The following is a 14,250-nucleotide window of genomic DNA, read 5'->3' on the forward strand; positions in this document are numbered from 1 at the left end:
ACACGGCGCCGGTGGCTGTACGTATGTCTGGCGGTGGCTGTCGCTGCTGCCGGCCTGGCGCTCGACCTGATCACCAAACAGCTGGCATCGAGCCGGCTCGACCCGTACAACCCGGTCGTGCTCTTCGGCGGGCTGCTGCGGCTGCAGCTGATCAGGAACTCCGGAGCGGCCTTCAGTCTGGGGGCCGGTTACACGCCGGTCTTCGCAGCGCTCGCCGCCGCCGCACTGCTCTTCGTGATCATCGTGCTGCTTCCCCGGTTGGCCCACACCGGCTGGGCGGTCGCCCTGGGCTTCCTGATGGCTGGGGTCGCCGGCAACCTGGTCGATCGGATCTTCCGTGAGCCGGGTGTCTTCCGCGGCCACGTCGTCGACTTCCTGCAGTTGCCGCACTGGGCGATCTTCAACGTCGCCGACATGTGTGTCTGTGCGGCTGCGGCCCTGATCGTGATCCTTGCCGTGTTCAAGAACATCTCGGTTGGCGGTGAACACTACGCTCGCCGGACGGGCGACGACCGAGCCGCCGGAGCAGAACGGAGCAAGCCGTGACCGCCCGGGCCGTGTTGGTCCCCGAGGGTCTCGAGGGTGAACGCATCGATGCCGCGTTGGCCCGGATGCTCGGCCTGTCCCGGACCAGGATCGCGGAGCTGGCGGCAACCGGTGCAGTGCTGGTGGACGGTTCGCCGGCCGGCAAATCCGATCGGGTGACAGCCGGTTCCCTGCTGGAGATCGAGATCCCCGACGAGCCGACCGGCGTATCGGTGACGCCTCAGGTCGTGGAAGGCGTCGAGATCGTCTACGACGACGAACACATCGTTGTCGTCGACAAGCCCGTCGGCGTCGCCGCCCATCCGAGCCTCGGCTGGGACGGGCCGTCGGTGACCGAACACCTGGCCGGCGCCGGCTTCCGGATCTCCACCTCCGGCGCCCCCGAACGTCAGGGTGTGGTGCAACGGCTGGATGTCGGCACCTCGGGCCTGATGGTGGTGGCCAAGAGCGAGCTGGCCTACACCGTGCTGAAGCAGGCGTTCCGGGACCGCAACGTCGACAAGACCTATCACACCCTGGTGCAGGGGCATCCCGACCCGTTCGAAGGCACCATCGACGCGCCGATCGGGCGGCACCCGGGAGCGGACTACAAGATGGCGATCCGCGGCGACGGGCGCCGGAGCGTCACCCATTACCGCACCCTGGAGGCCCACCGCGGCGCGACGCTGCTCGAGGTGAGGCTCGAGACCGGACGGACCCACCAGATCAGGGTGCACATGGCCGCGATCAAGCACCCGTGTGTCGGCGACCCGACCTACGGCGCCAATCCGCGACTGGCCAACGAGCTCGGGTTGCAGCGTCAGTGGCTGCATGCCGTACGGCTCGGGTTCATCCATCCGGCGACCGGGGACCGGGTCGAGTTCACCTCGGAGTATCCCGAGGATCTCCAGCACGCCTTGGATCTGGTCCGCGCGGGGTAGCCGCTGTGCCGGCTCTCAACTCGGCGTAATAGGGTCCGTGTGTGCGAAGAGCGAAGATTGTCTGCACCCTCGGCCCGGCCACCGCGTCGGACGAGCGGCTGATCGAGTTGGCCCGTGCCGGAATGGACGTGGCGAGGCTCAACATGAGTCACGGCGACTACCCCGACCATCTGAAGAACCTGCAAGGCGTACGTGCCGCTGCGAAGGCGGTCGGCCGGCCGATCTCGATCTTCGCCGATCTGCAGGGCCCGAAGATCAGGCTCGGCCGGTTCGCCGAGGGCAAGGTGGAGCTGGCCTACGGCGCTCGTTTCACCATCACGACGCAGGACTGCCAGGGCGATGCCGAGTGCTGCGGGACGACCTTCAAGCAGTTGCCCGGCGACGTCAAGCCCGGCGACCTGATTCTGATCGACGACGGTCGGATCCAGTTGGTCGCCGAGGAGGTGACCGACACCGATGTGATCACCACCGTCAAGGTCGGCGGGCCGGTGTCGAACAACAAGGGCATCAATCTGCCCGGTGTGGCGGTCAGCGTTCCGGCGCTCAGCGACAAGGACAAGGCCGACCTCCGTTGGGCGCTCGGGCAGGGCGTCGACATGATCGCGATGTCCTTCGTCCGGAACGCCAGCGACATCGAGCAGGCGCACAAGATCATGGCAGAGGAGGGCCGCAAGGTCCCGATCATCGCCAAGATCGAGAAGCCGCAGGCGGTGGAGAACCTGGACGAGATCATCGACGCGTTCGATGCGTTCATGGTGGCCCGCGGCGACCTCGGCGTCGAGCTCCCGCTGGAGGAAGTACCTCTGGTACAGAAGCGGATCGTGACCGCGGCTCGCCGCTGGGCGAAGCCGGTGATCGTCGCGACCCAGATGCTGGAGTCGATGATCTCCGCACCGCGGCCGACCCGGGCCGAGGCGTCCGATGTCGCCAACGCCGTGTTGGACGGTGCGGACGCGGTGATGCTCTCCGGGGAGACCAGTGTCGGTCAGTATCCGGTGCTGACCGTCGAGACGATGGCCCGGATCATCAACGAGACCGAGGCCCACGGCATGGCCGAGATGCACACCATCGACTGGGACCCACACACCACCGCGGGTGTGGTGACCAAGGCGGCCGCCGACATCGCCGCGGGCGTCAACGCCCGATATCTGGTGGCCTTCACCCATTCCGGGGACTCCGCGCGACGGCTGTCCCGGCTGCGGTCGGCCATCCCGGTGCTCGCGTTCACCCCGATGGAGAGCACCCAGGCCGAGCTGACCCTGTCCTGGGGGATCGAGACGATCCTCGTCCCGATGGTCTCGCACACCGACGACATGATCAGGCAGGTGGACAAGGCGCTCACCGAGTCCGGCCGGATCGAGGAGGGGGGAGCGGGTGGTGATCATCGCCGGCTCGCCACCCGGCCGCGCCGGCGCGACCAATATGATCCGTGTCAGAAGGATCGGCCTGCCGCTCTAGGCCCCCGCGCGGCGCCCCGGTCCCGGCCGGGCCGAGGCACCGTGAAGTCAGTCGGCCCGGGTAAAGCTGCCCAGGATTGTCTGACCGAACGGGATCGGCAGCCTGTCCAGGATCCGGGTCGCCGGGACCACGACGGTGTCGTAGATCTTCACCAGTCTCGGATCGGGAGTCCCCGCACCGCCCTTGCGGACCGCGGCCCACCAGGCGATCCCGCCGAGCAGGTTGACCGGCCGACACAGATCGACGGCCAGCCCGGCCTCCCGCGCCGCGCCGGCCAGGGTCTTCGGGGTGTAGCGCCGGACATGTCCGACCGACCGATCGAAGTCGCCGTACAGCTGTTGGTAGCCCGGAACCCACATCACCAGATTGCCGCCCGGGCGCACCAGCGCCGACAGCGCCCGAAGCGCGAGCACGTGATCTTCGATGTGTTCCAGGACGTTGATCGCCAATACGGTGTCGACCGGACCGGATTCTTCGACGAGCTGCGCCGCCCGCTGCGGGGTCAGCGTTGCGACATCGAGCTGTCGGGCGGAGATCTCCGGTCGGTCGGCGAACCGGTCGCCCATCGCCGCGACCGCCTGCGGATCGACATCGGTCAGGATCACCCGTTGTCGACCGGCGAACTGCGCCGAGAAGTCACCCGACCCTGCGCCCACCTCGAGGATCTCTCCTCCGCAGTGGGGAACGATCAGGTCGTACTGATAACGGCGATAGTTCCTCTGATCCGTCCGCTGTTCGAGCTGACGCCCGGTGGCAGCCGCGAAGGCACCCACCCCGTGCTCCGCAGCTGAGAGGTCGTGCCCCTCGCCGCGCTCGAGATCACCGTTGGCCTGAGAAACCTGTGAGGGCTCCATGGATTCGCATTGTGGCACGCACCCGGTAAAGAGGTCACGAACAGGTTACGACGGGCGTGTTAAGAGAACCGCAATGGTCCCGCAGTGCCGAGGAGGGGAGTCGAACCCCTACGCCCTTTCGGGCAGACGGGTTTGAGCCGTCCGCGTATACCATTCCGCCACCTCGGCCGGAGCGACGATCATTGTGCCACAGCGCTCCGGAAAGTCTTCACTCCGACCAGCCTGAGGCATCTCCCGCCGTGGCTGGCTACAGTTATCCCGTGACCGAGAGCCAAGCAGCCCAGGAAAGCGCAGAGCTGCGCCCGCAGACGAAGACCTCAGCAGAACCGGGGACTACGCCCCGGGGCGCCGCGTCGCGGGTTGTCGTTGCCGAAGACGAGTCCCTGATCCGCCTCGACCTCGTCGAGATGCTCGGCGAGGAGGGCTATGAGGTGGTCGGTGAGGCAGGAGACGGCGAACAGGCCGTCGCCCTGGCCACCGAACTCAAACCCGATCTGGTGGTGATGGACGTCAAGATGCCCAAGATGGACGGCATCTCCGCGGCCGAGAAGATCGCGACCGATCGCATCGCGCCGGTGGTGATGCTGACCGCCTTCAGCCAGCGCGAACTGATCGAACGCGCCCGCGAGGCGGGCGCGATGGCGTACGTGGTGAAGCCGTTCGGCAAGGACGACCTGGTACCGGCGATCGAGATCGCCATTGCCCGCTACCAGGAGATCCTCGCGGTCGAGGCCGAGGTGGCCCAGCTGGAGGAGCGGCTGGAGACCCGCAAGATCGTCGACAAGGCCAAGGGCCTGCTCCAGGTCGGTCTCGGGCTGACCGAGCCGGAGGCGTTCCGCTGGATCCAGAAGACCGCCATGGACCTCCGCAAGTCGATGCGCGAGGTGGCCGAAGGAGTTATCGCCCACGGCGCGAAACCCGGCAAATAGCCGCGTCGACCGACGGCTTGACCGGGTGATCGAATCGAGCCGGCGGAGAGTATCTGACGGGCCTGACCACATTTTGGTCAGGCCCTTGTCCATTGCGTAACGAACACGCAACACCACCGGAGTCGTCGGCAAGCGTCGCGACGATGGCCTTAGAGTTCATCCTCAGCCGAACAGGGTGTCGCTTGGGGAATTCGCCTCGCGTTCCCGCGGCCGACCACAGTCGGCCGACCAGATCAGGAGGATGAAAGTGCGAAAGCATCGACTTGCCATCGCCGGGGTGACCCTGGTGGCGCTGTCGCTGACCGCGACTGCATGCGGTACGCGATCAGGCAACGGCACCAATGCGGGTGGATCCGGCAATGGTGGCCAGACGAAGACGGCCAAGATCGGCGTCATCGCGCCGTTGACCGGCGACCTGGCTCCGTTGGGCCTCGGCATCAAGAACTCGGTCGACCTGGCGATCAAACAGGCCAACCAGAACAAGACGGTCCCCGGGTGGACGCTGGAACTCGACGCGCAGGACGACCAGGCCACCCCGGCGACCGGTCAGAACGCGGCGACCACCCTGGCCGGTGACGACGAGGTCATCGGCGTCGTCGGCACGTTGAACTCCTCGGTCGCCCAGACGGTGCAGCCGGTCCTCAACAGCGCCAAGATCGTCGAGGTGTCGCCGGCCAACACCGGTGTGTCGCTGACCAAGGGTGAGGATCCGAACAATCCGCAGCGGCCCTACCCGAACTACTTCCGGACCTGTACCACCGACGACATCCAGGGACCGTTCGCAGCCCGCTACCTCTACCAGGACAAGGGCTTGAAGAAGGTCGCGACGATCCATGACAAGAAGACCTACGGTCAGGGTCTGGTCACTGCGTTCACCGGCGAGTGGAAGAAGCTCGGCGGCACGATCGTCTCCGCGCAGACCATCAACCCCGATGACACCAACTTCAGCCCGGTGATCAGCAAGGTCCAGTCCGCGCACCCGCAGGCCATCTACTACGGCGGCGAGTACCCGCAGGCCGGCCCGCTGTCCAACCAGTCCAAGGCGGCCGGTCTCGATGTTCCGCTGATGGGCGGCGACGGCATCTACGACCCGGCGTTCATCAAGCAGGCCGGCAGCAAGTCCGACGGTGACCTGGCCACCTCGGTCGGCGCGCCGGCAGACACGCTGGACTCGGCGAAGTCGTTCGTCGACGCCTACACCAAGGCCGGCTACAAGGATCCGTACGCCGCCTACGGTGCCTACGCCTACGACGCGGCCACCGCGATCATCAACGCGCTGAAGACCTCGCTGGCCAACGCCGACGACGTCGAGTCCGCACGGCAGGCGACCATCGACGCCGTGGCCAAGGTCGACTTCCAGGGTGCGACCGGACACGTCTCCTTCGACCAGTACGGTGACGCCACCTCCCGGGTCCTGACCGTCTACGAGGTCAAGGGCGGCAAGTGGGAGCCGGTGAAGACGGGCGAGTTCAAGTAGTCGTCCCAGCGGTAGGCAAGGGGTTCACCACGATGGGGACGTCGGCGAGATCGCCCCGTCCCCATCGTTCGTGGTAGCCGGATCGCCGGGACGGACAGGATCGGAGTCGGGTAGTGATCGTTCTGCAAGCCTTGGTCGACGGGCTGTCGCTCGGCGCGTTGTACGCGTTGATCGCGGTCGGCTACACCGTCGTCTACGGCATCATCCAGTTGATCAACTTCGCCCACGGCGAGATCTTCATGGTCGGCGCTTTCGGTGCCATGACGGTCTGGCTGCTCGTCCCCGGGCAGCAACTCGGCTTCTGGATGCTTCCGATCATGTTGATCGGCGGCATGATCGCCTCGGTGGCGATCGCCCTGCTGATGGAACGGGTCGCCTACCGCCCGCTGCGGAACTCGCCACGACTGGCGCCGTTGATCACCGCCATCGGCGTATCGGTCTTCCTGCAGGAGTTCGTCCGGCTGTTCTACAACCGGATCCCGGGATTCCCCGATGCCAAGGCGAATGTGCCTTTTCCGTCGATCCAGGGAGTCACCGGCACGGCGATCCGGATCGGCGGGTTGGACATCGACCGTCCGACAATCTTCACCCTGGTGGCACTGATCGTATGCACGGTGTTCCTGTACTTCTTCATCAACAAGAGCCGGACCGGGCGAGCCATGCAGGCGACGTCGCAGGACCCTGACACGGCGCGGCTGATGGGCATCAACGTCGATCGCATCATCATGATCGCCTTCGCGGTCGGCGCCGTGTTGGCCGCGGTCGCCGGGACGGCCCAGGGGCTGATGAACACCAACATCAACTTCAAGATGGGTTTCATCGCAGGCCTGAAAGCCTTCTCCGCCGCGGTTCTCGGCGGTATCGGCAACATCTGGGGTGCGCTGGTCGGCGGCCTGGTGATCGGCGTGCTCGAGTCGTTGGCAACCCAGGTGCTGCCACACGGGTCGGCGTGGAAGGACGTCTGGGCGTTCGTCGTCCTGATCCTGATCCTGGTGTTCCGACCACAGGGTCTGCTCGGTGCCCGGGTGGTGGATCGCGCATGATGATCCCCGGTATCCCGGTCGACGTCCGACGCCGGTACGAGGGCCCGGCCCGGATCGTTGCGCTGGCCGCCGGCATCATCGTTGCGGCTGCGGCGTACCTGCCCTGGGCCTATGGTGCGGATGCGCTGGACAACGTCTCCTATCTGGGTGGACCGTCCTTCATCCAGTTCATCGCCCTGGGCATGGGGTTGCTGTTGGCCGCACTGTGCGTCTGCTCGATGCGCTGGCCACAAGGCATCGGCAGGATCAGGATCGGCTGGATCCGCGGCGCACGCGCCCTCGGCACCGGTCTGCTCGTCGCATTTGTGGTGATCCTCGGCGCGATCGCGGTCGAACTCGGCGGAACGATCAACATCGAGTACGGCGGCTGGATCGGGTTCGCCGCAGCGCTGATCGCATTCGTCGCCACTCGGTTCCTGATCCCGGAGGGCCAGCCGACGCTGAACCGGCTCAGGACACCCGGCTGGCTGAGCATCCTGGCGATCGCCGCCGTGATGTTGCTGATGTTGTTCGTCGCCTACTACGCACTCGACCAGAGCAATCCGGGCACCTTCGTCACCTTCCTGGTCTACACCGGGGTCGGCGCAGTCGTCCTGCTGCGGACCGGTGCGCTCGGCTGGTTGACCGCAGCAACGGCGGCGCACCGCCGGGTGATGTTGCTCTCGGCCTTCCTTGTGGCATTCCTGTTCCCCTTCACCCAGGGCGGATCCGACGCCAACATGTCGATCGCCGCGCAGGTGTTGATCTTCGCCGCCACCGCCATGGGGCTCAACATCGTCGTCGGCCTGGCCGGTCTGCTCGACCTGGGCTACATCGCCTTCCTGGGATCCGGCGCATTCGTCGCGGCGATGCTGTCGGGTACGGCCATGGCGACCCTCGACATCCATCCGCCGTTCCTGATCACCATGCTGCTCAGCGGTTGCGTTGCGGCCACCCTCGGCCTGGTGATCGGCTCGCCGACGCTGCGAGTGTCGGGTGACTATCTGGCGATCATCACGCTGGCCTTCGGTGAGATCTTCCGGCTGTCGATGAACAACCTGGACGGCACCGACGGCCCGGATCTGACCCACGGTTCCCGCGGCATCTCCGACACCGGTGAACTGAACCTGTTCGGCTTCAACTTCGGCGACACCCACACCATCCTGGGTTTGGAGATCGGCCGGTTCGCCAACTACTACTTCATCCTGCTGGTCTGGCTGGTGATCGTGATCCTGATCTTCACGCGGTTGAACAACTCGCGGATCGGCCGCGGCTGGGTCGCCATCCGCGAGGACGAGAAGGCGGCCGAGGCGATGGGCGTGAACGTCTTCGGCCTGAAACTCTTCGCCTTCGCCAGTGGCGCCTTCCTGGCCGGTGTCGCCGGATCGATCAAGGCACACGTCGATATCTCGGTCACCCCGGATTCGTACGTCTTCCTGCAATCGTCCTTCCTGCTCGCCGCTGTCGTGCTCGGCGGCATGGGCACGGTGCTCGGTGTGCTGATCGGCGCGACGCTGCTGCAGCTGATGCCGGAGAAGCTGCGGTTCGTCAACGAGTACCGGCTGATGTTCTTCGGGCTGCTGCTGGTGATCATGATGAGGTTCCGGCCGGAGGGCATCATCGCCAGTGAGCGGCGGCAGTTGGAGTTCCATGACGAGGACGAGGAGCTGGCCGAACGCCTCGATGAGGGGGAACCTTGACCCCGGGCCGGGAACCGTCGCCGCGGAAGGAGCGGTTCGATGACCGAGACGGCGTCGGCCACGGCGTCACCGCCGACCGACGGGGAGCCCCTGCTCAGTGCCCGACAGGTGACCATGCGCTTCGGGGGCCTGCTCGCCGTCGACAGAGTGGACTTCGACGTCTACCCGGGCGAGATCATGGGGCTGATCGGTCCGAACGGCGCCGGCAAGACCACCTTCTTCAACTGCCTCACCGGGCTGTACAAGCCGACATCGGGGCGGGTCGTCTTCAACGGTGCCGTACTGCCGCCCAAACCGGGCAAGGTGGTGCGTGCCGGTGTCGCCCGGACGTTCCAGAACATCAGGTTGTTCGCGAACATGACGGCGCTGGAGAACGTGATGGTCGGCCGTTACTGCCGGACCTCCTCGGGACCGCTGACCTCCATCGTCCGCGGTCCGAAGTTCCGGCGCGAGGAGGGCGAGACCCGGGAACGGGCTGCCGAACTCCTGGATTTCGTCGGCCTGCCGGAGACGTCGGAAGGCCTGGCCCGCAATCTTCCCTACGGTGATCAGCGTCGGTTGGAGATCGCCCGTGCGCTGGCGACCGACCCGAAGCTGCTGCTGCTGGACGAGCCGACGGCCGGCATGAACCCGCAGGAGACGAGGCAGGCCGAGGAGTTGATCTTCAAGATCAGGGATCGCGGCCTTGCGGTGATCACGATCGAGCACGACATGCGCTTCATCTTCAATCTCTGCGACCGCGTGCTGTGTCTTGTCCAGGGCCGGCCGCTGGTCCTCGGCACTCCCGAAGAGGTGCAGTCCGATCCGCGGGTGATCGAGGCCTACATCGGCACCGGCGCCGAATCGCAGCGGACGCTGGACAGCGACCCGGAGGGTGACGTCGATGCTTGAGATCAAGGATCTGCAGGTCGCCTACGGCCGGGTCCGCGCGGTCAAGGGGATCAGTTTCACCGTTGAGCAAGGGCAGATCGTCTGCCTGCTGGGCACCAACGGGGCGGGCAAGACCACGACACTGAAGACGATCTCGGGATTGCTCCGGCCGGAATCGGGCGAGATCTGGTTCTCCGGGCAGCGGATCGATGCCCACCCCGCGCACCAGATCGTTTCGCTCGGCCTGGCCCATTCTCCCGAAGGCAGGCGGATCTTTCCGCGGCTCACCGTCGAGGACAACCTCCGGCTGGGCGCCTTCGCCCGCAAGGACAAGGTCGGGATCGCCAAGGATCTGCGGCGGGCGTACGACCTGTTCCCAGTGCTGTACGAGCGCCGTGCCCAACCCGCCGGCACCTTCTCCGGCGGCGAACAGCAGATGCTGGCGATCGGCCGTGCGCTGCTCAGCCATCCGCGGTTGTTGATGTTGGACGAGCCGTCGATGGGCCTGTCGCCGCTGATGATGCAGCGGATCATGACCACCATCGCCGAGTTGCAGCAGGAGGGGGTGACGATCCTGCTGGTCGAGCAGAACGCCCAGGCCGCCCTCTCGCTCGCCGACTACGGCTACGTACTGGAGACGGGGATGATCACCCTGCAGAACACCGGCCGGGCACTGCTTACCGACGAACGGGTCCGGAAGGCCTATCTCGGCGAGGACTGAGCCGACGTCCGGCGCTCCGAACCGTCCTCCCACCATCAACCTATGCCGTAGCCGGGGGCTTGCCGCAAGCCCCCGGTGATGCCTGACAATCAGCGTTCGCCTTCAAACCACGAACGGAGACCGCAATGCGGATTGTCCTGGTGTCGTACGGATCGCGAGGGGATCTCGAGCCGCTGGCCGCGCTCGCCCTCGCGCTGAGAGCCAACGGCGTCGAGGTACACGTCTGTGCGCCGCCGGACCTCGGCGACCTGATGGAGGGGATCGGCGTCGAGCACTCGCCCGTCGGCGGCCCGGTCCGGGCGCTGGCGACCGGTGCGATCAGAGGGACGTCGCGCAGGCCACTGCCCGAGGTTGCCGCCGAACTCACCGCCGACGCGTACTCCGCGGTGCTTCCTGCGGCCCGAGACGCCGACCTGGTGCTGGGCGCTGGTGTGATCCCGGTCGCCGCGGCGGCGCGCGGGGTGGCCGAGAAGCTCGGCATCGCCTACGTCGGCGCCTCCTTCACCCCGACGTTCCTGCCGTCGCAGCAGCATCCGCCGGTGCCCTGGCCGGGGCAGGTGATCCCGCCGGAGGTGACCGACAACCGTGGACTGTGGGAGCTCAACGACCGGCACGTGCACGGGATCTTCGGGCCGCCGATCAACGCCTTCCGGGAGTCGGTCGGCCTGCCTGCCGTGGACAGCGTCCGCGATTACATCCACACCAAGCGGCCGTTGCTCGCCTCCGACCCGGTGATCGGCCCCTGGCTGCAGCCGGCCGATCTTGACGCGGTGCAGACCGGCGCGTGGATGCGCCACGACCACCGCAGTCTGCCGGCTGAACTGGAGGCATTCCTGTCCGCCGGTGATCCTCCGGTGTACGTCGGATTCGGCAGCATGCCGTTACCGGCGGCCGAGCCGATCGCCCGGATCGCGATCGAGGCGGTCCGCGCCCGCGGGTGCCGGACCCTGCTCGGCAGCGGCTGGGCCGGACTCGCCCCGATCGACGATCGCGACGACAGTTTCGTGATCGGCGAGGTGAACCAGCAGGCGCTGTTCGGCCGCGTCGCGGCAGTCGTCCACCACGGGGGCGCCGGCACGACGCACACCGCTGCCCGGGCCGGGGCACCCCAGGTGATCGTTCCCCAGGTCGCTGATCAGCCGTATTGGGGCGGGCGCGTCACCGACCTCGGTATCGGGACCCGGCACGAGGGTTCGGCCCCGACGGTGGAATCGTTGGCCGAGGCGTTGACGATGGTTTCCGAACCGCAGGTGGCCGTACGGGCGGGCGAGGTGGCCGGGATGGTGCGCACCGACGGAGCCCCGGTCGCCGCTGCGCTGCTGGTCGCCGGGTCGTGATCAGTTGCGGGTGGCGCGAACCGCCCAGGCGACGGCACGGATGCTGAACGGTCCACTACCCAGCCGATCGGAGCAGGCCCGGCGGATGTCCTCGACCTGCTCGGTGCTGCACCCGCCGAGGTAGTCACCGGCAGGTCCGACGCCCAGCGTGTACGGCTCCCACCACACGTCGAAGGACGGATAGTCGACCCGGACGCCGAGCCGGTCCTGGACCGGCTCGCCGAGGCCGGCGTCGGAGAAGATGCGGGCCAGATCGCCTTCCCGGACGCCGGCCAGGGTGGATTCGTCGCCGGCGTCCGGATCCAGTCGGTGCACCACGTCCCAGAACGGGGACAGCGGGCCCGACCCGCCGGCGTGGTCCCAGACGCAGGAGGCGACGGTCCCGCCGGGACGCGTGACGCGGGTCATCCGTCTGATTCCGGCCACGGGGTCGCGCATGAAGTGGACGACCAGTTGGGCGAGCGCGGCATCGAAGGCCGCGTCGGGGAAGGGAAGCTCCTCGGCCGTACCGGTCCTGACCTCGACTCCGGGACAGCGTCGTCTTGTGGCCTCGACGAACGGTGCCGACGGATCGATGGCCGCCACCCGGTCCGCGCCGAGCAGGTCGACCAACCGTTGGGTCAGCGCACCCGGCCCGCAGCCGACGTCGAGCACGCGATCGCCGGGGGTGACGCCGGCGAAGCCCGCGAACTCCGCCGCCAGCGGTTCGGAGAACCGGCCCATGAAGCGGCCGTACGCTTCCGCCGCGACATCGAAGCTCATGGCGGCAGCGTAGGGTGCGGCTGCCCTCAGCGGGTCGGATTCGGCACAAGCTGGCAGGTCAGCCGGGCGGTGCACACCCGATTGCCGTGGTCGTCGGACAGGACGATCTCGTACATCGCGGTGGTACGGCCGAGCTTGAGAGCAGTTGCCACGCCGGTGACGTGGCCGGACCGGACTGCCCGGTGGTGCGTGGCGTTGATGTCCACGCCGACCGCGAACCTGTCGGGCAGGGCGTGGGCGACCGCGCCGAGCGAGGCCAGGGTTTCGGCCATCACACAGGATGCGCCGCCGTGCCACAGGCCGATCGGCTGGGTGTTGCCGTCAACGGGGCAGCGGCCGACCACCCGCTCCGGGGTCAGTTCCAGCAGTTCGAAGCCCATCTTGTCGTCCAGGGCACTCGGGAAGTCGGCAACCCAGTCGGGCAGCTTGACGGGCGTCGCATCAACCATGCGTTTCTCCTATGTCAAGCCGCGGTCGGAATGCAAGTCCGGTCGGCTGCTTGATCGGTGGTCAGGTGGTTGAAGACGATGCGCGCCAGGCGTCGTTTGAGGCAGCGGAGTTGCTTCGGGGGTGGACATGCCTTCGGCCTTCTTCTTCTGGTAGTAGGTCTTGCCGAGCCCGTCGAGTCGGATCTGGGTGACCGCGATCCGGTGGATCGCAGCGTTGAGCTGCCGGTTGCCGGATCTGGTCAGCCGGACCCGGCCGGCAGTGTTACCCGACCAGACCGGGATGGGCGCGATCCCGGCATGTCGGGCAAACGCAGCCTCGGACTTGAACCGGGCCACGCCGGCGACCTCGCCGACGATCTTGGCCGCGGTCAGGACACCGACACCGGGCATCGCCAACAGCGTGGGGGCCGCCTGTTGGACCAGACCGGCGATGCGTCGCTCCAGCTGGTTGATCCGCCCGGTCAGCTCGATGACGTCGGCCAGCTCATCACGGGCCAACTCCGCCACAATCCCAGCCACGCCGGCGAGCCGGTCAGCCAGGACCTGCTGATGCTTAGCACTGTCCAGCGACCTGGCCATCGGCGCCCAGCCAGGCTCCAACTCATGAACCCGCCACAACAGCCGGTTGATCGTCGCGGTGCGGTGTTTGACCAAGTCATCACGCCGATCCACAAGCAACTTCACCTCCCGCGACCCCTCATCATGGGAAGCGACCGGCAGGTTCGGCTCCCGCTGCGCGGCCCGAGCAACCGCCAGCGCATCGATCGGGTCAGACTTCCCACGGGTCCGGGCCACCCGCCGCTGCTCGGCCATCATCTTCGGCGGGACCCGCACCACCGACTGACCAGCGGTGAGCAGATCCCGCTCCAGCCGCGCCGACAAGTGACGGCAGTCCTCAATGGCCCAGACCAGCTCCGAGCCGAACCGGTCCCGAGCCCAAGCCGTCGCCTTGTGATGACCGGCCGTGTCCGCGTCGAACGTCTTGTGCCCCAGTTCCCGGCCGACCTCGTCGACCGCGACGAATGTGTGGGTCCGCTTGTGCACATCGGCACCAACAACAACCATGGAGGTTGCCTCCTTCACTCAAGATGCGAGGACGGTTGGACCGGTCGGCGGACACATCTCAGTGGGGGCGATGCCACGCTCCTATCAAGTCACGCCGGCCGGTCCTTCACACCCGGTGCCGGCAAAACGCATGATCGTCA

General features: G+C 67.1%; 12 protein-coding genes, 1 tRNA gene and 2 pseudogenes. 10 read left to right on the forward strand and 5 right to left on the reverse strand.

All coding sequences use genetic code 11. The features are described 5' to 3' along the window. The first annotated feature begins 33 nt into the window (after positions 1 to 33). From lspA to pyk, 3 genes and pseudogenes are all read left to right on the forward strand, one after another. Positions 34 to 546: a signal peptidase II gene (gene lspA, locus GJV80_RS02895; protein ID WP_230208076.1), complete on the forward strand. Its 513-nt coding sequence runs from the start codon at positions 34 to 36 to the stop codon at positions 544 to 546. Continuing rightward, positions 543 to 1,466: an RluA family pseudouridine synthase gene (locus GJV80_RS02900; RefSeq protein WP_230208077.1), complete on the forward strand. Its 924-nt coding sequence runs from the start codon at positions 543 to 545 to the stop codon at positions 1,464 to 1,466. Before lspA ends, GJV80_RS02900 begins: the two co-directional genes overlap by 4 nt. Positions 1,467 to 1,507: 41 nt before the next feature. Beyond that, positions 1,508 to 2,924 (forward strand): annotated as a pseudogene (gene pyk / locus GJV80_RS02905) (pyruvate kinase). A gap of 47 nt (positions 2,925 to 2,971) precedes the next feature. Here pyk and GJV80_RS02910 read toward each other — a convergent pair. After that, entirely contained in the window at positions 2,972 to 3,778 is an 807-nt protein-coding gene (locus tag GJV80_RS02910) for a bifunctional 2-polyprenyl-6-hydroxyphenol methylase/3-demethylubiquinol 3-O-methyltransferase UbiG (RefSeq protein WP_154686614.1), read from the reverse strand. 85 nt (positions 3,779 to 3,863) lie between these two features. Next, positions 3,864 to 3,946: transfer RNA gene (locus tag GJV80_RS02915), tRNA-Leu, on the reverse strand. Between the two features lie 128 nt (positions 3,947 to 4,074). On the opposite strand from GJV80_RS02915, the gene GJV80_RS02920 reads away from it, so the two are divergent. The 7 genes from GJV80_RS02920 to GJV80_RS02950 all read left to right on the forward strand — a co-directional run bounded on the left by GJV80_RS02920 (position 4,075) and on the right by GJV80_RS02950 (position 11,834). Further along, positions 4,075 to 4,707, forward strand: coding sequence for an ANTAR domain-containing response regulator (locus GJV80_RS02920; protein ID WP_154689990.1), 633 nt, complete (start codon positions 4,075 to 4,077; stop codon positions 4,705 to 4,707). A gap of 241 nt (positions 4,708 to 4,948) precedes the next feature. After that, the gene (locus GJV80_RS02925) at positions 4,949 to 6,184 is read left to right on the forward strand and encodes a branched-chain amino acid ABC transporter substrate-binding protein (RefSeq protein ID WP_154686615.1); all 1,236 of its coding nucleotides are present in this window, start codon (positions 4,949 to 4,951) and stop codon (positions 6,182 to 6,184) included. Positions 6,185 to 6,297: 113 nt separating this feature from the next. Beyond that, positions 6,298 to 7,227, forward strand: coding sequence for a branched-chain amino acid ABC transporter permease (locus tag GJV80_RS02930; protein ID WP_154686616.1), 930 nt, complete (start codon positions 6,298 to 6,300; stop codon positions 7,225 to 7,227). Beyond that, positions 7,224 to 8,906, forward strand: coding sequence for a branched-chain amino acid ABC transporter permease (locus GJV80_RS02935; protein WP_154686617.1), 1,683 nt, complete (start codon positions 7,224 to 7,226; stop codon positions 8,904 to 8,906). Before GJV80_RS02930 ends, GJV80_RS02935 begins: the two co-directional genes overlap by 4 nt. Positions 8,907 to 8,945: 39 nt before the next feature. Beyond that, a complete protein-coding gene (locus GJV80_RS02940) occupies positions 8,946 to 9,797 on the forward strand; it encodes an ABC transporter ATP-binding protein (RefSeq protein ID WP_154686618.1) in 852 nt (283 codons plus the stop codon). Next, complete coding sequence (locus GJV80_RS02945) at positions 9,781 to 10,497, forward strand: ABC transporter ATP-binding protein (protein ID WP_195909129.1); 717 nt, start codon at positions 9,781 to 9,783, stop codon at positions 10,495 to 10,497. The genes GJV80_RS02940 and GJV80_RS02945 overlap by 17 nt, the downstream gene beginning before the upstream one ends. Before the next feature lie 125 nt (positions 10,498 to 10,622). Continuing rightward, positions 10,623 to 11,834, forward strand: coding sequence for a glycosyltransferase (locus GJV80_RS02950; RefSeq protein ID WP_154686620.1), 1,212 nt, complete (start codon positions 10,623 to 10,625; stop codon positions 11,832 to 11,834). Here the strand turns inward: GJV80_RS02950 and GJV80_RS02955 are convergent, their stop codons facing one another. From GJV80_RS02955 to GJV80_RS02965, 3 genes and pseudogenes are all read right to left on the reverse strand, one after another. Next, the gene (locus tag GJV80_RS02955) at positions 11,835 to 12,596 is read right to left on the reverse strand and encodes a class I SAM-dependent methyltransferase (RefSeq protein ID WP_154686621.1); all 762 of its coding nucleotides are present in this window, start codon (positions 12,594 to 12,596) and stop codon (positions 11,835 to 11,837) included. A 26-nt stretch (positions 12,597 to 12,622) separates the two neighbouring features. After that, positions 12,623 to 13,045: a PaaI family thioesterase gene (locus GJV80_RS02960; protein ID WP_154686622.1), complete on the reverse strand. Its 423-nt coding sequence runs from the start codon at positions 13,043 to 13,045 to the stop codon at positions 12,623 to 12,625. Between the two features lie 14 nt (positions 13,046 to 13,059). After that, positions 13,060 to 14,128, reverse strand: a pseudogene (locus GJV80_RS02965) (IS110 family transposase). Between the last annotated feature and the right edge of the window lie 122 nt (positions 14,129 to 14,250).

The sequence above is a fragment of the Microlunatus sp. Gsoil 973 genome, from assembly GCF_009707365.1.
Lineage (GTDB): Bacteria > Actinomycetota > Actinomycetes > Propionibacteriales > Propionibacteriaceae > Microlunatus.